The organism is Geobacter sp. PheSNFMC, assembly GCF_059620965.1.
Genome location: NZ_JCAMRN010000003.1, coordinates 46,109 through 62,895, shown reverse-complemented (window position 1 = coordinate 62,895; position 16,787 = coordinate 46,109). Strand labels below are relative to the sequence as shown.

Annotated in this window: 13 protein-coding genes and 2 tRNA genes; 13 read left to right on the top strand and 2 right to left on the bottom strand. The window is 60.9% G+C overall.

What is annotated here, in order from left to right; genetic code table 11:
* Positions 1 to 12: 12 nt before the first annotated feature.
* Positions 13 to 1,500 (bottom strand): 23S rRNA (uracil(1939)-C(5))-methyltransferase RlmD, encoded by a 1,488-nt coding sequence (rlmD, locus tag AC6CDK_RS01260; protein ID WP_039645238.1) that lies wholly within the window; start codon positions 1,498 to 1,500, stop codon positions 13 to 15.
* Positions 1,501 to 1,645: 145 nt separating this feature from the next.
* On the opposite strand from rlmD, the gene AC6CDK_RS01255 reads away from it, so the two are divergent.
* From AC6CDK_RS01255 to rlmB, 10 genes are all read left to right on the top strand, one after another.
* Complete coding sequence (locus AC6CDK_RS01255; RefSeq protein ID WP_039645236.1) at positions 1,646 to 2,758, top strand: HEAT repeat domain-containing protein; 1,113 nt, start codon at positions 1,646 to 1,648, stop codon at positions 2,756 to 2,758.
* Positions 2,748 to 4,166, top strand: coding sequence for a glycosyltransferase family 2 protein (locus AC6CDK_RS01250; protein WP_039645234.1), 1,419 nt, complete (start codon positions 2,748 to 2,750; stop codon positions 4,164 to 4,166). The genes AC6CDK_RS01255 and AC6CDK_RS01250 overlap by 11 nt, the downstream gene beginning before the upstream one ends.
* Positions 4,141 to 4,335 carry a hypothetical protein gene (locus tag AC6CDK_RS01245; RefSeq protein ID WP_039645231.1) on the top strand — a complete coding sequence of 65 codons (195 nt, stop codon included), beginning with the start codon at positions 4,141 to 4,143 and terminating at the stop codon, positions 4,333 to 4,335. The genes AC6CDK_RS01250 and AC6CDK_RS01245 overlap by 26 nt, the downstream gene beginning before the upstream one ends.
* Positions 4,332 to 6,749, top strand: a complete 2,418-nt coding sequence (locus AC6CDK_RS01240) for a tetratricopeptide repeat protein (protein WP_039645229.1) — start codon at positions 4,332 to 4,334, stop codon at positions 6,747 to 6,749. Before AC6CDK_RS01245 ends, AC6CDK_RS01240 begins: the two co-directional genes overlap by 4 nt.
* Before the next feature lie 4 nt (positions 6,750 to 6,753).
* Positions 6,754 to 7,521 (top strand): polysaccharide deacetylase family protein, encoded by a 768-nt coding sequence (locus tag AC6CDK_RS01235; RefSeq protein WP_039645227.1) that lies wholly within the window; start codon positions 6,754 to 6,756, stop codon positions 7,519 to 7,521.
* A 3-nt stretch (positions 7,522 to 7,524) separates the two neighbouring features.
* Entirely contained in the window at positions 7,525 to 9,099 is a 1,575-nt protein-coding gene (locus AC6CDK_RS01230; protein WP_066357538.1) for a tetratricopeptide repeat protein, read from the top strand.
* An 88-nt stretch (positions 9,100 to 9,187) separates the two neighbouring features.
* Entirely contained in the window at positions 9,188 to 10,249 is a 1,062-nt protein-coding gene (gene ispG, locus AC6CDK_RS01225; protein WP_039645223.1) for a flavodoxin-dependent (E)-4-hydroxy-3-methylbut-2-enyl-diphosphate synthase, read from the top strand.
* Between the two features lie 16 nt (positions 10,250 to 10,265).
* The gene (locus AC6CDK_RS01220; RefSeq protein ID WP_066357536.1) at positions 10,266 to 11,978 is read left to right on the top strand and encodes a proline--tRNA ligase; all 1,713 of its coding nucleotides are present in this window, start codon (positions 10,266 to 10,268) and stop codon (positions 11,976 to 11,978) included.
* A 24-nt stretch (positions 11,979 to 12,002) separates the two neighbouring features.
* Entirely contained in the window at positions 12,003 to 12,722 is a 720-nt protein-coding gene (gene pyrF, locus AC6CDK_RS01215) for an orotidine-5'-phosphate decarboxylase (protein ID WP_066357534.1), read from the top strand.
* Positions 12,723 to 12,741: 19 nt separating this feature from the next.
* On the top strand, positions 12,742 to 13,479 hold the full coding sequence (gene rlmB / locus AC6CDK_RS01210; RefSeq protein ID WP_192905308.1) for a 23S rRNA (guanosine(2251)-2'-O)-methyltransferase RlmB: 738 nt from the start codon (positions 12,742 to 12,744) through the stop codon (positions 13,477 to 13,479).
* Between the two features lie 115 nt (positions 13,480 to 13,594).
* Here the strand turns inward: rlmB and AC6CDK_RS01205 are convergent.
* Positions 13,595 to 13,681: transfer RNA gene (locus tag AC6CDK_RS01205), tRNA-Leu, on the bottom strand.
* Positions 13,682 to 13,806: 125 nt separating this feature from the next.
* On the opposite strand from AC6CDK_RS01205, the gene AC6CDK_RS01200 reads away from it, so the two are divergent.
* The 3 genes from AC6CDK_RS01200 to AC6CDK_RS01190 all read left to right on the top strand — a co-directional run bounded on the left by AC6CDK_RS01200 (position 13,807) and on the right by AC6CDK_RS01190 (position 16,535).
* Positions 13,807 to 13,882, top strand: a tRNA-Ala gene (locus tag AC6CDK_RS01200).
* 165 nt (positions 13,883 to 14,047) lie between these two features.
* Positions 14,048 to 15,832, top strand: a complete 1,785-nt coding sequence (gene aspS, locus AC6CDK_RS01195) for an aspartate--tRNA ligase (RefSeq protein WP_192905307.1) — start codon at positions 14,048 to 14,050, stop codon at positions 15,830 to 15,832.
* A gap of 13 nt (positions 15,833 to 15,845) precedes the next feature.
* Entirely contained in the window at positions 15,846 to 16,535 is a 690-nt protein-coding gene (locus AC6CDK_RS01190) for a DUF4398 domain-containing protein (RefSeq protein WP_192905306.1), read from the top strand.
* Positions 16,536 to 16,787 lie beyond the last annotated feature (252 nt).

The following is a 16,787-nucleotide window of genomic DNA, read 5'->3' as shown; positions in this document are numbered from 1 at the left end:
AAAGGGGGAGCCTCAGACGGCTCCCCCTTTTGCGTTGCGATGAGCCCGGGGACGATTGCGCTCCTTTGCAGGAGGCTCAAGCCGGTCATGGCGCGGCAACTCCTTGATCAGCAAGGCTATGTTCTCCACGTGGGGGGTCTGGGGGAACATGTCGACGGGCTGAACCCGGCGGGTGGCATACCCAAGGCCGGCGAGGATGTCAAGATCGCGGGCAAGGGTTGCAGGGGCGCAGGAAACGTAGATTATCCGCGATGGCCCGGCAGCGGCGACTTTCTTGAGAACGCCGGCGTCGCATCCCTTGCGCGGCGGATTGAGCACGACCAGGTCAGGGCGTTCACCGTCGTCCACGAGTTCCTCAAGCAACCCGGCCGCATCGCCCGCCTCAAAGGTACAGTTGTGGATGCGGTTTAACCGGGCATTGCTTTCGGCGTCGCTCACCGCGGCTTCCACCACCTCGATGCCGTGAACCTCCCGGGCCGTTCCCGCGAGGAAAAGGGCGATGCCGCCGATGCCGCAGTAGAGATCGACAACGGTCTCCTTGCCGGTCAGGTTGCTCCATTGGCGGACCGTCTCGTATATGATCCGGGCACCGCCGCTGTTTACCTGGAAAAAGGACCGGGGCGAGATGGTGAAGCGGATGCCGCCCAACTCCTCCGTAAGGGCATGGGGGCGGGTCAGGAAGTAGTCCCGCTGTCCGAGGATGACATTCCCTTCTGACGGATTGACGTTCTGGGCAACCACCTCAACCTGGGGGACGCTCTGCTGCAGATGTTTCGCCAGGTGGTGGATTTCGTTGTAATTGCGCTCGACCGTAACGAACACTGCCATGGCAGTGCCTGTCCGCTCCGAGACCCGGATCGCCAGATAGCGGAGAATGCCACTCCCGGTCCGCGGATTGTAGACCTGGACCTTGCATTTGGCGATTCCCTCCTTCACGGCTGCAACGATCCGGTTGATGAGAGGGTGATGGAGGGGGCATTCGCCGATATCCATGACCTGGTGGCTGTTGCGCCGGTAAATGCCGATGACCGGACGGCGGAACGTTCCCGAAACCACCAGCTTCGCCGAGTTGCGATAGTGAAGCTGATTGGGGGAGGGGAGCGTCGCCAGCACCTCCGCAGCGCCCAGGGTCTGGTAGCGGCGGATCTGGCGCTCGGTGAAGGTACGCTTCCAGGTTAACTGGTCCGGATAATGCATGACGATCAGCGGGCACCCGTCGCACCTGCCGGTTCTGGTGCAGGGCGTTTGCGCAAGCCGTGCCCGGGAGGGACGGAGCACCTCGACCGTTTCTGCATGGAAGTGCTTCTTGCCCACGTGGGTGAGGCGCGCCCGCACCCGTTCGTCAGGCAGAGCCCCTGTCACATGGACGTTGGTGCTGTCGTGGATGCCGATACCGTTTCCATCCTCGTCAAGGGCGGTGACGGCAAGCTCGATCAGATCGCCTCGCTTGGGGGAGGGGCCGGCTGCGAGTACGGTTTTTTGGGGGCGTTTTTTGTTCATGCCCCCAGTTAAACAGGAATCTTCTGGAATTGTCAATGGCCAGGCCGGTGAATGAATCCGTTGTTTGGGTTGCATTCTGAGAAAATTTTTACTAAACTTTTCACTTTTCCATGGGGCGGATTAGCGAATCGGGGGCATTCAAGGCATGGTCGATCTTTACTTTCATCTGCTGAATACTGGCATGATCAGGGATTTTATCGTTGCGGTGAATATCCTGTTATGTGCCGTTACTCTCGGTCTTTTTCTGACACTGCTGTTCCACAAGATTCATGTGGAAAGGCGCACCCGACGCCTTGCGCTCCTCAAGGAGCGGTATCTCGAAGAACTGACACGCAAGTGCTACGAACCGTCCCTGACGATCCAAAAGCCGACAACGGCGCTGGAACATGAAGCCCTTGGCGCCGTGTTCGCCACCATGCTCGTGAACGTCTCCGGCACCATGGCCGCCAGCGTGAGGTGCTTCATCCGCGAGCTGGGCATTGATGCCTATTACCGGGCTCGCGTCCGGTCCCGTTCGTGGGTGAGAAGATATGTGGCGGTCGAGAAGCTCGGCTACTTCGGCTTTCCCGAGTTGAAGCCCCTGTTTCGTTCACTGCTCGATACCGAGCGGGATACGCGGATCATCCCCAAGCTGGTGTGGGCCCTCAGCGTGATTGCCGACCGGGATGACGTGCCGTTCATCAACCGGGTCCTGAAGGATCCCCTGTTCATGTCCGCCAAGTTCAATGAATATATTTACACCAATATTATTCGTGCCTTCCGCGAACGGGAGCAGGAACAGGAATTGTTGGAGTTGATCGCGTCGCTCATGGCAGATGAAGAACTGCCGGTTATTCTCAAGCGGGATATCATCCAGGCATGCGGTAGCGAGATGTTCCTCATTGCCAAGAATCTTACGGCTGACTGCTTCCGCCGCTTCCACGAAGTGGCTGAGATGCGGATCGCCTGCATCCGCACGCTGCAGCGCTTTTCTGCGGTGGACACGGAGGTGCTCCTGAAAGAGTGCCTTCTGGACTCCGACTGGCGGATCAGGGGAGTTGCCGCCAAGAGCGCCCACCTCTACTCGCCGGCTGTGGCGGGATCACTACGGCAGTTACTCCACGACGAGAGTTACCACGTGCGGATCAACTCCGCCATCTCCCTGTCCAGGATGGGAGAGGGAGGGCTCGATGTTCTTGTGGACGCAACCCGCAGCGACGACCGGTTCGTGCGCGATGTTTCCCAGTACGTGCTGAAGAGGCTCATCTATGCTTCATAACATCGTTGCCTTCCTGCTGGCGATCCAGCCGGTGATCTTCATCTATTTCATCGTCCTGAACGGATTCTACACCCTGTTCACCATCATCTCCCTGCGTGACATCCGCAACTATCTGAATGCCGTCACGAGCCAGAGCATCGACAACGTGCTCAACGGGATGTTCTATCGGCCCCTGTCGATCCTCGTGCCTGCCTACAACGAGGAAAAGACCATCGTTTCCTCGGTGAAGTCGCTGCTTGCCCTGCGGTATCCCGAGTACGAAGTCATCGTCATTAACGACGGGTCAACCGACGGCACTCTTGAAAGTCTCATCAGAGAATTCCGTCTTGTCCGGATCGACAAGCCCATCGGCCTGCATGTTTCCCATCGGCCGATCCTCGCCAAGTACGTTTCCGTCGACCATCCCCAGCTCTTCGTGCTGGACAAGGAGAACGGCGGCAAGGCCGACGCTCTCAACGCGGGGATAAACGCTTCCCAGTACCCCCTGTTCTGTTCGATCGATGCCGATTCCGTGCTTGAGGACGACGCTCTCATCCGTGCGACACGGCTTTTCGTGGAAGACCGGGAAGTCGTGGCCACCGGCGGCATCGTGCGGGTCCTCAACGGTTGCGAGGTGGAAGACGGCATTGTCAAGGGGGTCCGAGCCCCCCGGGGGATGCTGGAGTGCTTCCAGACCGTGGAGTACACCAAGGGGTTCCTCTCGGGGCGGACATCGTGGAACTATTTCAGGAGCCTGCTCATCATCTCCGGGGCCTTCGGCATCTTCCGCAAGGACATGGTGATGGCCGTCAAGGGGTACCGGGAGAGCGTGGGCGAGGATATGGACCTGGTGATACGGCTTCACCGCCACTGCCGGCAGAACCGGATCCGCTACAAGGTTGTTTTCGTGCCCGATCCCGTCTGCTGGACCCAGGTCCCCTCGGACATGGCATCGCTCCTCAAACAGCGCAATCGCTGGCACCGTGGACTCATCGACAGCCTCTGGCACAACCGGGGCATGTTCCTCAACCCACGCTACGGCATGGTCGGCCTGTTCGGGTTCCCCTATTTCGTCACGGTTGAACTGTTAGGGCCGGCAGTTGAATTTATCGGCTACTTCGGGTTCGTGCTCCTCTTTTTTCTGGGTCAGGTGAATCGCGAGTTTGCGATTCTCTTTTTCCTCCTGGCCGTTCTCTGGGGAACCTGGATCAATCTCGGCTCCATCTTTCTGGACAACCTCATCTACAAGCGCTACAAGGGGTTGCGCGACATTCTGAAACTCTGCCTCTTCGGCCTGCTCGAATTCTTCGGGTACCGGCAGATCATCGTGGTGGAGCGGCTCATCGCCACGTTCATGTTCTGGAAAAAGGGATGGGGCAAGCCCAAACGAAAGGAGATCGAAGGTGAAGTGTCTGGCTCGGTTGCCTAGCAGGGTTCTCTATCTGCTGCCGCGGGTGCTGCTCCTGGCCCTGTTTCTCACCTACGTGACGTTCATGCTCCTGTCTCCCTACGAATGGTTCCGTCCCGTGGAGGTGGCCGTCCAGGGGGCGCTTGCGAAACTCGTGCGGGGTACGGCCGGCTTGTGGAGCAGGCTATGACGGGCAAGCCGCGGACCGACTATGTGGCCCTCGGGTTCACGGCCCTGGAACGGGGCGACTGCCAGGAGGCGGTCAACATCTTCCGGCGGGCCCAGGAGACGGGGCCGACCGCCCGGAGCTTCGTGGGGCTCGGTTTGGCCTTTCACCGGCTCGGCGATCCGCCGGCAGCCCGCTGGGCCTTTGCCAAGGCGCTCGACCTGGAGCCTGCCGACCGGGATGCCAACGAGTGGATCGAACGGATCGGCAGACCTGCCGTGCCGGCGCGGACCAGCGGGGGGCGCGGATGCCGTTTCCGGGCCGGCGAGGACTTCCTGCAGATCAGGGAGAACGGATCCTGGCGCAGGTTCTTCATCAAGGGAATCAACCTGGGTCTGGGCCTGCCGGGGTATTTCCCGGGCGAGTACCCCATTCACCGGGAAACCTATCGCCGGTGGTTCCGGCTCATGGGGGAACTGGGGGTGAATTCGCTGCGGGTCTACGCGGTGCAGTCCCCCGGATTCTACGAAGCATTGGCCGATCATAACGAGCAGGGGGGGCGGCTCTTTCTCTTTCAGGGAATCTGGCTGGAGCTGCCCGATGATGGCAATTTCCGCGGCCGGGATTTTCTGGAGTACGTCCACCGGCAGATTCGCGAGTCGGTGGACGCGGTCTGCGGCAATGCCGATTTTCCCGAGCGACCCGGCCTGCCCCACGGTTCCTACCGCCGCGACGTCTCCACCTGGACCGCCGCCTATGTGGTCGGCCGCGAATGGGAAAGCTGCGCGGTGCGTGCGTTCAACGGGCAGTACGGCCGCAAGCGGGGTAATTATGCCGGCTCGTTCCTGAAGGTTGACGACGGCCTCCCCTTCGAACAGTGGGCCGCCGAGACCTGCGACTACCTCCAGTCCTACGAACAGGCCACCTATGGCTGCACCCACCCGGTGACCACCATCAACTGGCCGACCCTGGACCCATTGGCCCATCCGTCGGAGTCCACCTATGAGGAGGGGCTCATCCGCCAGGGCTTCCAGGTGAACGTGGACGTCTGCAACGAGGACGAGGACGTGGAGACGTTCGATCCCGCGCGCATCGTCTCACGGCAGGGGGCGGGGTTCTTTGCCACCTATCACGTCTATCCCTACTATCCCGACTTTCTCAACAACGACTTCCTGGATGTCGACAATCCCTACCGGGAGTATCTGACGCGGCTCAGGCGTCACCATGGCCGGCAGCCCATCGTTATCGCCGAGTTCGGGGTGCCGTCGAGCCGCGAAGCGACCCACTGGCAGCGTGACGGCTGGCACCACGGCGGCCATGACGAGGAGTCGCAGGGAAGAATCAACGGCCTCATGATGGAGGCTATCCGCGACGCGGGCCTGGCCGGTGGGATGCTCTTCAGTTGGTTTGACGAGTGGTTCAAGCGGAACTGGGTCTTTCTCCCCTATGAACTCCCGGCCGAACGCAATCCCTTTTGGTTCAATCACCAGGATGCCGAGCAGACCTACGGTCTCATGGCCGCCTATCCCGGTTATCCCGGCAAGGTCGTGACCCTGGCCGGGCGACGTGAAGAATGGCATGACGCCACGCTTCTCCAGGAGAAAAGGGGAGGCGCCCCCCTGCACCGCTTCGGCGACGGCCGCGACGGGGCGCGGACCCTCGTGCGGCTTTCAGCACGGCATGACGAAGGATATCTCTATCTCTGCCTCGAAACGGCCGAACCGGTCGATTTCAGCGCGGCCCACTACCTGATCGGACTCGATACCTGTGGGGCAAAGGCGGGAGAGACGCTTCTCCCCTTTGCCACCAACGCCCGGAGCCCGCTGGGGCTCACCTTCCTGATCCATCTGGCCGGCGAGGGCACGAGCCGCATCCTGGTGAGCCGTTTCTACGACAAATATCTCAATGAGGGGCTGCCGGTCCGCCCCGTGCCGTCCGACACGGGGGAGTGGGTCGTCATGCAGAACATCACCAACCACCGCCGCATCAGCAAGGACGGCACCCGGTTCTACCCCTCCCGGGTCTTCTCCATGAGCGGGCTGCGCTTCGGCAGTCTCGACCCGCGGAGTTCCCGCTTCGACTCCCTGGCCGACTGGCATGTCTCGGGTACCCTGGTGGAGCTTCGGCTGCCCTGGGGGCTCCTGAACGTCACCGATCCCAGTTCCCGGCAGGTCCTCTGGATGGCGGAACAAGGGACCAAGACCCGCACCACCGACGGCGTCGCCGCCATCGCCTGCTCCTATCGCCCGTCGGGTGAGGGGCTCTCTGCCCTTCCCACGGGCGGGCGAACCAATCTGGCCGACGCCCTGCCCGCCGGTCTCGGCCCGGATGCCATTCGGCGCTATCAATGGGAGGGGTGGAACCACCCCCTGTACCACACCTATCTCAAGCGGAGCTACTACCTCTACCGGGACGTGCTCGGCCGGATGCCGGAGTGATGCCGTGAACGTCAGCCGCAGGCAATTTCTGATCATCGGGGGCGCGGCGCTGGCCGCCATGGCCGTGCCACTGCCGGTGTCGGCCCGGAAGGAGACGGTGGTGCCGGTGCTCATGTACCATGATGTCTCCAACCATTTTCGCGACCCCTTCACCATTTCTCCAGCGCTCTTTGCCGCTCACATGGAATGGCTCCATGCAGCCGGCTACCGGGCCGTGACAGTGGGGGAAGCCCTGGCCGCACGGGGAGCAACTGCCGACAGAATGGTGGTTATCACGTTTGACGACGGCTATGCCTCGTTCCTGGACTATGTCCATCCGCTTCTGCTTCAGTATGGCTTCTCGGCCGCCATCTCGGTCATCGGCAGTCATGTGGGGACCTGGCTGGAGCGGGATGGACGCCGGCCCATGCTGAGTTGGGACGAGTACCGTTATCTTGCGGCACGGGGTGTGGAGGTGGGGTGCCATGCCCATCACCTCCATGCCATCGAGCGACTGCGGCGTGCCTCGGCCAGCGAGCTGGCAGCAGACCTGGAACTTTTCCAGCAGACCGTGGCGCGCGAGATGGGCCGGCGGGCCACGATCCTTGCCTGGCCCTACGGCATTTATACGGCCGAGCGGATTCACATTGCCCGGCAGGCAGGATTTGTGCACATTCTCACCTCCAACGAGGGGTATGTGGACGGCGGCACCGATCCGGCGGCGATCCCGCGGCTCAATGTCGACAATCGGCTCGACCTGGTTTCGTTCAGTAACTATCTCAGGGGGGAGTGAAGAATGATGAAGAGGATCATCCCGGCTGTCATGCTCGTGGCGATGCCCTGCACGGCACTGGCCACGGCGCCGGCCGACCTGTTCCGCGGCGGAAAGGTGGACGAGGCGGTGACGGCCTACCGCGTCGCCATGGGCCAGACCTCAGCGGCCCGGGAAAAGGCGCTGCTCCACAAGGAGTTGGGCGATCTCTATGCGGAAAAGGATCAGTACGCCGAAGCAGCCGATGAGTACGTCGCGGCCCTGGCGCTCGACCGCGGTATCCCCGTGACGGAGCGGATCAGGATGGCAGTGGCCGTCTCCTGGGCCAACCGGCTCGACGATGCGATCTTCGCGCTGCGCGCCGTGGTTGCCGACGAGCCGGACAACACCGCAGCCCGGACCCACCTGGCCCGAACCCTATCCTGGCGCGGCGACCAGCCCGATGCCATCACCGAGGCCGACCGTGTCCTGGCCGCCCGGCCCGGAGACCGGGATGCGCTCCTGGTCAAGGCCAACGCCCTCCGTTGGCAGGGCAACAGCAGCCAGGCCCTGCCGCTCTATCAACAGATTCTGGCGGGGAGTGACGACTTCGATGCCCGCCTGGGCCTTGCCTTTGCCCAACTCCAGACCGGCAACAAACAGGAGGCGGCCGCCAATGCCGCCATCCTCAAACCCCGCTTTCCCTACCAGGAGCGGGACCTTAAGAGGCTCCGGGAGGAAATCGAAAACACCACCGCCAATACGGTCGAGGCGTCCTACACCCGCTATGGCGATTCGGACGACAACAAGGCGGACCGTTTCGGCGTTGCCTACACCTATCGCCAGGGTGACTGGAGCCTTTCCGGCTCCTACCGCCACTTCACGGTAAACGATACCATCGGCGACACCTATGCCGACATCCTCGATGCGGGCGGCTATCTGCGCCTGGCCGGCCGCTACGGTGTCGGCGCCGGTATCGGCGTGGCCCGTTTGGACGGCGGCTCATCCGACATGAACCTGACCTGGCGCCTCAACGCCGATGCCGATGTGGCGCGGGGCGGTGTAAGTCTTTCCCTGCGCAGGGATGTTCTCACCGACACCGCATCCCTGGTGGAGAACCGGATCAGATACCTCTCCGCCGGCATCAGCGCCAGCCAGCGCATCACCCAGCGCGTTACCCTGTTCGGCGGTTACTCCTGGCGCGACTACTCCGACGACAACAGCGCCCATGACCTGCTTATCGCTCCGTCCTATACCCTTTACGCCGGCGACCCCACGGTGCGGACCGGCTATCGCTTCCGATACCTCACTTTCGACCGCCAGAGCTTTGGCGGCTATTTTGATCCGAACGACTTCATATCTCACCAACTCTTCGTCTCTGTCGACTGGCAACTCGACCGCATCTTCCTCTATGCGGAGCCCTACGGCGGGTTCCAGTCCTTCGACCGCTACGGCGATCACACCGACGATATCTTCGGCGGCTTCAGCGGCACCCTCGGCTACCGCTTCACCAAGCGCCTCACGGGTGAGGTGAACGGAGAGCTCGGCAACTACGCCCTCGGCGCCACCTCCGGTTTCGAGTACTACTCCGTCGGAACCCGCTTCGCCTATTCTTTCTGATCAGCCGGTTGGACATGCCCCGTTCGGACCTCCGGACGGGGCACGATTTCTTGACTTTTCGCCGACTGTCCGGCTACTATGCCCCGTTATGAAAGCCAAGACGAGACAGATCCGGGTGGGGAACGTACCGGTGGGCGGCGATGCCCCCTGCGCGGTGCAATCCATGTGCAACACCGATACGCGGGATGCGGCCGCCACCTTGGCCCAGATCGACGCCCTGGCGGCTGCGGGCTGTGAAATCGTCCGCTGCGCCGTCCCCGACATGGCAGCCGCCGAGGCCCTGGGCGCCATCAAGCGCCAAAGCCCCATCCCAGTCATTGCCGACATCCACTTCGACTACAAACTCGCCCTGAAGGTGCTGGAGGGGGGAATTGACGGCCTGCGCCTCAATCCCGGCAATATCGGTGAACGGTGGAAGGTGGAAGAGGTGGTGGCAGCGGCCCGGGAACGGCTGGTACCCATCCGCATCGGCGTCAACGCCGGTTCCCTGGAAAAGGAGCTTCTCCAGAAATACGGCCACCCGACCGCCGAGGCCATGGTCGAGTCGGCCCTCGGCCACGTGCGCATCCTCGAAGAACTCGGCTACGATCAGATCAAGATCTCCCTCAAGGCATCGGATGTACCCAAGACCGTGGCGGCTTACCGGCTCCTGGCCCAGCGGGTCGACTACCCGCTCCACATCGGCATTACCGAGGCGGGCACTATGTTCTCCGGGACCATCAAGTCAGCCGTGGGGCTCGGTATCCTGCTCGCCGACGGCATCGGCGACACCATGCGGGTATCCCTGACCGGCGATCCGGTGGACGAGGTGCGGGTCGGTTTCGAGATCCTCAAGGCGCTCAATCTGAGGCAAAAGGGGATCAATCTCGTTTCCTGCCCCACCTGCGGCCGCTGCCAGATCAACCTCATCGGGGTGGCCGAAGAGGTTGAGAAGCGTCTCGCCGGCATCGACGCACACCTCACCGTAGCGGTCATGGGATGCGTCGTGAACGGACCCGGCGAGGCCCGCGAGGCCGATGTGGGGGTAGCCGGCGGACGGGGCGAGGGGCTCCTGTTCCGCAACGGGGAAATCGTCCGCAAGGTGCCGGAGGCCGACATGGCCGATGCACTGATTGCGGAAGTCGAAAAGATTATCGCTGAAAAACACTAATTTTCGAGGTTAGTCGATGCGTTACACCAACTGCTTCATCCCCACCCTCAAGGAGACCCCGTCCGACGCCGAGGTGGTCTCCCACCAGCTCATGCTCCGTGCCGGCATGATCCGTAAGCTGGCTGCGGGCATTTACAATTATCTGCCGCTGGGGCTGCGTTCCATTCGCAAAGTGGAAACGATCGTGCGCGAGGAGATGGACCGCGCCGGCGCCATCGAGCTGCTGATGCCGAGCGTACAGCCGGCCGAGCTCTGGCAGGAATCCACCCGGTGGGAACAGTATGGCAAGGAACTTCTCCGCTTCAAGGACCGCAAGGACGCGGAATTCTGCCTCGGACCCACCCATGAGGAAGTGGTCACCGACATTGTCCGCCGCGAGGTCAAAAGCTACCGGCAGATGCCCTTCAACCTCTACCAGATCCAGACCAAGTTCCGGGACGAGATCCGCCCCCGGTTCGGCCTCATGCGCGGGCGCGAGTTCATCATGAAGGACGCCTATTCCTTCGACGTCGACAGCTCCGCTTCGGATCTTTCCTATGACAAGATGTACCAGGCCTATCGCCGGATTTTCCAGCGCTGTGGCCTCAGATTCAGGGCAGTGGAGGCAGATACCGGCTCCATCGGCGGCTCGTCGTCCCACGAATTCATGGTACTCGCCGATTCGGGCGAGGATGCCATTGTCTCGTGCACCCAATGCGAGTATGCCGCCAACGTGGAAAAGGCCGAGGCCCGTCCCGCCCCTGCCGAGCATGCCGAGCCGCGCCCTCTGGAAAAGGTGGAGACACCGGCCAAGCGGAGCGTCGAAGAGGTGACCGCCTTCCTCGGCATACCCTCGTCCGCCCTGGTGAAGACGCTGCTGGTGGTGGCAGACGGCACGCCCGTGGCCGCTCTCGTGCGCGGCGATCACGACCTGAACGAGATCAAGCTCAAACACCTGCTGGGGTGCGAGACTCTGGAAATGGCCAACGAGGAAATGGTGACCAGGGTGACCGGCGCTCCCGTGGGCTTTGCCGGCCCGGTGGGGCTGAACATCAAAATCGTTGCCGATCTGGCCGTCCAGGGGATGAAGAACTTCGTTACCGGAGCCAATGCCGGCGATCTGCACCTGAAAAACGTCACCATCGGCCGTGACGTTACCCCGACCCAGTATGCCGACATCCGCAACGTGGTCCACGGCGACCCGTGCCCCCGTTGCGAGGCGGGGCACCTCGAACTGTGGCGAGGCATCGAAGTGGGGCACGTCTTCAAGCTGGGCACCAAGTATTCTGAGGCCCTGCGCGCCACCTACCTGGACGCCGACGGCAAGGAGCAGACCATCTTCATGGGATGCTACGGCATCGGCATCAGCCGGACCGTGGCCGCCTGCATCGAGCAGAACCATGATGCCGACGGCATCATTTTCCCCATTCCCATTGCCCCGTTCCACTGCATCGTCTCGGCGGTCAACACCAAGGACGCCGAGGTCATGGCCGCCTGCGAATCGCTCTATCGCGACCTGGGCGCCGCAGGGGTGGAGGTGCTCTTCGACGACCGCGACGAGCGTCCCGGCATCAAGTTCAAGGACGCCGATCTCATCGGCATACCTTTGCGCCTGGTGGTCGGCTCCAAGAATTTGGCCGACGGCAAGGTGGAGCTCAAGACCCGCAGGACCGGCGAAGTGGAGTTGCTTCCGCTGGCTGACGCGGTGGAGAAGATTCGGAGCATCGTGGCCGAAGCCCTCGGCCGGTAACCGTTCAAGGAGATATCACCAGTCATGACAAGAGATCAAGCGCGGGAGAAGGTCATCTTCGCCCTCGATTCCAACGAATTCGCCCATGTCCAGTACTGGGCCGAAACCCTGTCCGACCGGGTGGGCATGTTCAAGGTCGGCAAACAGCTTTTTACCGCCTGTGGGCCTGCCACGGTCCGGATGATCCAGAAGTTCGGCGGAGAGGTCTTTCTGGACCTCAAGTTCCACGACATTCCCAACACCGTTGCCATGGCCTCACTTGAGGCAGCCCGCCTGGGAGTAAAGCTCTTCAATCTCCATGCCCTGGGTGGGTACGAGATGATGGCCCGCACGGTGGAGGCGCTGGACAAGGAATTCAAGGGTGGTGAGAGAGCGAAGGTGCTGGCCGTTACCATCCTCACCTCTTCGACCGAAGAGACCCTGCGTCAGGTGGGGATCGAATCGCCGGTGGAGGAGATGGTCGTGCGGCTCGCCACCCTGGCCAGAAAGGCCGGCATCGACGGCGTGGTCGCTTCGCCGCGGGAGATCCCTCTCATCCGCGAGGCGTGCGGTCCTGATTTCCTCATCGTCACGCCGGGGGTACGCCCGGCTTTTGCCGCCCTCAACGACCAGAAGCGGGTCATGACTCCCGCCGAAGCGGTCAGGGCAGGGGGTGATTACCTCGTTATCGGCCGCCCCATCGGCGACGCCCCTGACCCGGCCGGCGCAGCCGAAATGATTCTCGACGAGATCATGGCCGGCTGAGGGAAAAAGGAACCACAGCGTGAAAGAAGAAATTCTGTACGGAATCAACAGTGTGATGGAGGCCCTGCGCGGATCGCGGAGGGCCTTCGAACTTTTCGTTTCCCGGGAGACCCACGACCGGCGCACGGAGAAACTGCTCGCGTTTGCCGCTGAAAGGGGGGTGCCGGTCCGAACGCGCGACAAGCGCGACCTTGCCCGTCTCTGCGGTACAGACCACCATCAGGGTGTTGCCCTGCGGGTCGAAGGGTTTGCGTACGCCGCTCTGGAAGACATTATCGCCTCATGGCGATCCTCTGGGGAGCCGGGACTCATCCTTGTGCTGGATGGCATTCAGGACCCGCACAATCTGGGCGCGCTCATCCGAAGCGCCGCCTGTGCCGGAGCCCATGGCGTCATTATCCCCAAGGACCGGGCAGCCGGCGTAACCGCTTCGGTTGAAAAGATTTCTGCCGGCGCAACAGAGACGATTCCGGTGGCCCAGGTGACGAATGTCGTCCAGGCGCTGGAAACTCTCAAAGAAGAAGGGCTCTGGGCATTCGGCACTGCCGACAGTGCGGCCTCGTCACTCTACAGCCATGACTTGACCGGCAATGTCGTCATCGTAATCGGCGGTGAAGGAGAGGGGGTCAGGCCCCTTGTGCGGAAGAAATGCGATTTTCTCGTGGCCATTCCCCTGAAAGGAGGGGTCAGCTCGCTCAATGCCTCAGTGGCAGGAGGGGTAGTCCTCTTCGAAGTGGTGAGACAGCGCCAGTCCTGACGCTGTGTGTGCGTGCCTGAACGGGAAAAGGGTTTGTGTTAAATTGTGTCAATTCGGCTGTGGATAAGGTTGTGGATAAAAAAAGGGCTCCCCATCGGGAAGCCCCTATTGTAGCTGGTGCCGGAGGTCGGAATCGAACCGACATGGGGTTGCCCCCGGCGGATTTTGAATCCGCTGCGTCTACCAGTTTCACCACTCCGGCAAAAGTGTCCGGATTATAGATGCAAGGTCGGTGGAGCGTCAAGGGGAAATGCCCTCTGCCCGGGCGATAAAAAAATATGTTGACACCCCGTGGCCTGTTTGGTATAAGTCAGGTCTCTTTTGAACGGGGCTGTAGCTCAGCTGGGAGAGCGCTTGAATGGCATTCAAGAGGTCGTCAGTTCGATCCTGATCAGCTCCACCAAAAAACAGAAGGGGTTGGCCGAAAGGCCAACCCCTTTTTGCGTTTTGTCGTGCATTTCAATGAGCTTTTCCTCGTGTGTCCGCAGTCTATTATTCCTTGAAGAAGATTCGCGCTTTCAGTATACTTGTCCGGTTTTTCAAGTGACGAGACAGGAGGTTTTTACCGATGACCGATATGCTTGGCGACTGGAAACGATCTCACCTCTGTGGAACCCTGACCAAAGCCGATGTGGGCAAACAGGTGACGCTCATGGGCTGGGTGATGCGCCGTCGTGACCACGGCGGACTCATTTTTGTCGATCTTCGCGACCGGGAAGGGCTTGCCCAGGTTGTTTTCGATCCCGCCCGGGCGCCGGAGGCCCATCGGGAGGCCGAGACCGTCCGCAACGAGTATGTCGTGGCCGTCAAGGGCGAGGTCATTCCGCGCCCCGAGGGAACCGTCAATCCGAACATGAAAACGGGCGAAGTGGAGGTTCTCGTCACGGAATGCAAGGTGCTGAACCGTTCCAAGGCCCTTCCCTTTACGCTGGATGATTATGTCGATGTGGCCGAGAACCTGCGCCTCAAGCATCGCTATCTCGATCTGCGCCGTACTCCACTTCAGCAAAACCTGATCCTTCGTTCCCGGGTCAGCCAGGTTACCCGTCAGTATCTGACCGAAAACGGTTTTCTGGAGATTGAAACACCATTCCTCACCAAGTCGACCCCCGAAGGTGCCAGGGACTTCCTCGTGCCGTCCCGGATCAATCAAGGCAACTTTTACGCTCTCCCCCAATCGCCCCAGATCTTCAAGCAGATTCTCATGATTTCTGGTTTTGATCGCTACTTCCAGGTCGTGCGCTGCTTCCGGGACGAAGACCTGCGGGCCGATCGTCAGCCTGAGTTTACGCAGATCGACTGTGAGCTTTCCTTTGTTGACCGCGATGATGTCATTGCCGTGATGGAGGGCTTGATCGCTCGGATTTTCATGGAGGCCAAGGGGGTTGACGTCCAGCTTCCGATCCCGCGCATGACCTATGCCGAGGCGATCCGCCGCTACGGAGTTGATAACCCCGATGTCCGTTTCGGCCTTGAATTGGTGGAGCTGACCGACATCGTCAAGGGTTCCGGCTTCAAGGTGTTCGCCGATGTGGCCGCTGGCGGGGGCATCATCAAGGGGCTCAACGCCAAGGGATGCGCACGCTTCTCCCGCAAGGAGATCGACGATCTCACCGAATTCGTCAAGATTTACGGGGCCAAGGGACTCGCCTATGTCAAAATTGAAGGGGGAGAGTGGCATTCTCCCATTGCCAAGTTCTTTACCGCTCAGGAAATTGCCGACATGAACGCGGCTTTCGGTGCCGAGGAGGGGGATCTGCTCCTCTTTGTGGCCGACAAGCCGAAGGTCGTCAATGATTCGCTGGGCAAGCTTCGCAATCAACTGGCCCAGATTCTCGGTCTCGTTGACAAGAATACCTTCAAGTTTGTCTGGATTACCGACTTCCCGCTGCTGGAGTGGGACGAGGAGGAGAAGCGCTGGGCCGCTGTTCATCACCCCTTCACCGCTCCCATGGACGAGGATCTCGACAAGGTCGAGTCAGATCCTGGAGCCTGCCGTGCCAAGGCCTACGACCTGGTTCTCAACGGCAACGAGATCGGCGGCGGCAGTATCAGGATCCATCAGCAGCACATCCAGTCGCTGATGTTCAGGATGCTCGGCCTGTCCGAGGAAGAGGCCCGCGCTAAATTCGGCTTCCTTCTGGATGCCCTTGAATTCGGCACACCTCCGCACGGAGGCATAGCGTTCGGCATGGACCGTCTCATCATGCTCCTTACCGGCAGCGACTCCATCCGCGACGTTATTGCGTTCCCCAAAACGCAGAAGGGGGCTTGTCTCATGTCTGACGCACCGTCGCCGGTTGATTCGAAGCAGCTCAGGGAGTTGGCCATCAAGGTGACGGTCAAGCAGTGATCGGGGATTTCCTATGAAGGTCCGTGCCGGTATCGCCGCACTAGTGACCATTGCAGTTCTTGCGGGGTGTGCCTCTCGTCTGCCGGTCCACCGGGTTGACGCACTCACCAGATTTTCTGCGGTAAGGATGATGGGGGCGGAGAAGTATGCAGCTCCGGAATTGGCTAGTCTCCAGCAGGCCATTGAGGCGGGAGACGCGCTCATGCAGAGTGGTGAGCATGAGATGGCCGACAGCTATTATCTGCTGGCCATTCGCAAAAGCGAGGTCGTGGAGCGGAGTATCGCCCGTGAGCGTGAACGGGAACGGGAGATGCAGGTGCAGAGTGAGAATGAGCGGCTTGCTCACGAGCGCCAAAAGGCACTTGAAGTGCTGAAACGGGAGATTGCCGAGAAGGAACGGGAAGAGAAAAAGCGGACCGAAAAGACACCTCAGCCTGTCCGCGACAAGGAAAAGGAAAAAGAGGCAAGGTCATTGCCGCTGCACCATACGGTAAAGCGTGGAGAAAGCCTTCCTCAGATTGCCGCACAACCTGACGTTTACGGCGATGCAGCTCTCTGGCCTCTCTTGTACCGTGCCAACCGTGATCAGATCCGTGACCCCGGCAGGATATGGCCGGGCCAAGTCCTTAGAATCCCTCGAAATATTTCGCGTGACGACTTGGCGGAAGCGAGGCGTTACGCGCAGGAGCGGCCAACACCCTGATCACATGCGAAGAGACAGAAAGCCGGGATTTTCCCGGCTTTTTTGCATCTAGTCCGGGGGCTTTTCCGGCGCATCCTAAAAAGGATTTTTTCTTGACAGCAACTAACGCTTTGTATACTGTATACAAACTGATTTTGGAGTAAGTTAGGTTTGCTTCATGTAGGCTGGTTGAGCTGGCAGGGCTGTAGATCGCTGCGTATGGATGTAAGGCTGTGGCGGCTGAATTGGCCATGGTGGAAATCTGTGGATGGT

Excerpts from the sequence above, each read along its gene's own strand:
- rlmD (WP_039645238.1), bottom strand. The coding sequence starts at position 1,500 with ATGAACAAAAAACGCCCCCAAAAAACCGTACTCGCAGCCGGCCCCTCC.
- AC6CDK_RS01255 (WP_039645236.1), top strand. The coding sequence starts at position 1,646 with ATGGTCGATCTTTACTTTCATCTGCTGAATACTGGCATGATCAGGGAT.
- AC6CDK_RS01220 (WP_066357536.1), top strand. The coding sequence starts at position 10,266 with ATGCGTTACACCAACTGCTTCATCCCCACCCTCAAGGAGACCCCGTCC.
- AC6CDK_RS01190 (WP_192905306.1), top strand. The coding sequence starts at position 15,846 with ATGAAGGTCCGTGCCGGTATCGCCGCACTAGTGACCATTGCAGTTCTT.
- AC6CDK_RS01250 (WP_039645234.1), top strand. The coding sequence starts at position 2,748 with ATGCTTCATAACATCGTTGCCTTCCTGCTGGCGATCCAGCCGGTGATC.
- AC6CDK_RS01230 (WP_066357538.1), top strand. The coding sequence starts at position 7,525 with ATGATGAAGAGGATCATCCCGGCTGTCATGCTCGTGGCGATGCCCTGC.
- pyrF (WP_066357534.1), top strand. The coding sequence starts at position 12,003 with ATGACAAGAGATCAAGCGCGGGAGAAGGTCATCTTCGCCCTCGATTCC.
- aspS (WP_192905307.1), top strand. The coding sequence starts at position 14,048 with ATGACCGATATGCTTGGCGACTGGAAACGATCTCACCTCTGTGGAACC.
- ispG (WP_039645223.1), top strand. The coding sequence starts at position 9,188 with ATGAAAGCCAAGACGAGACAGATCCGGGTGGGGAACGTACCGGTGGGC.
- AC6CDK_RS01240 (WP_039645229.1), top strand. The coding sequence starts at position 4,332 with ATGACGGGCAAGCCGCGGACCGACTATGTGGCCCTCGGGTTCACGGCC.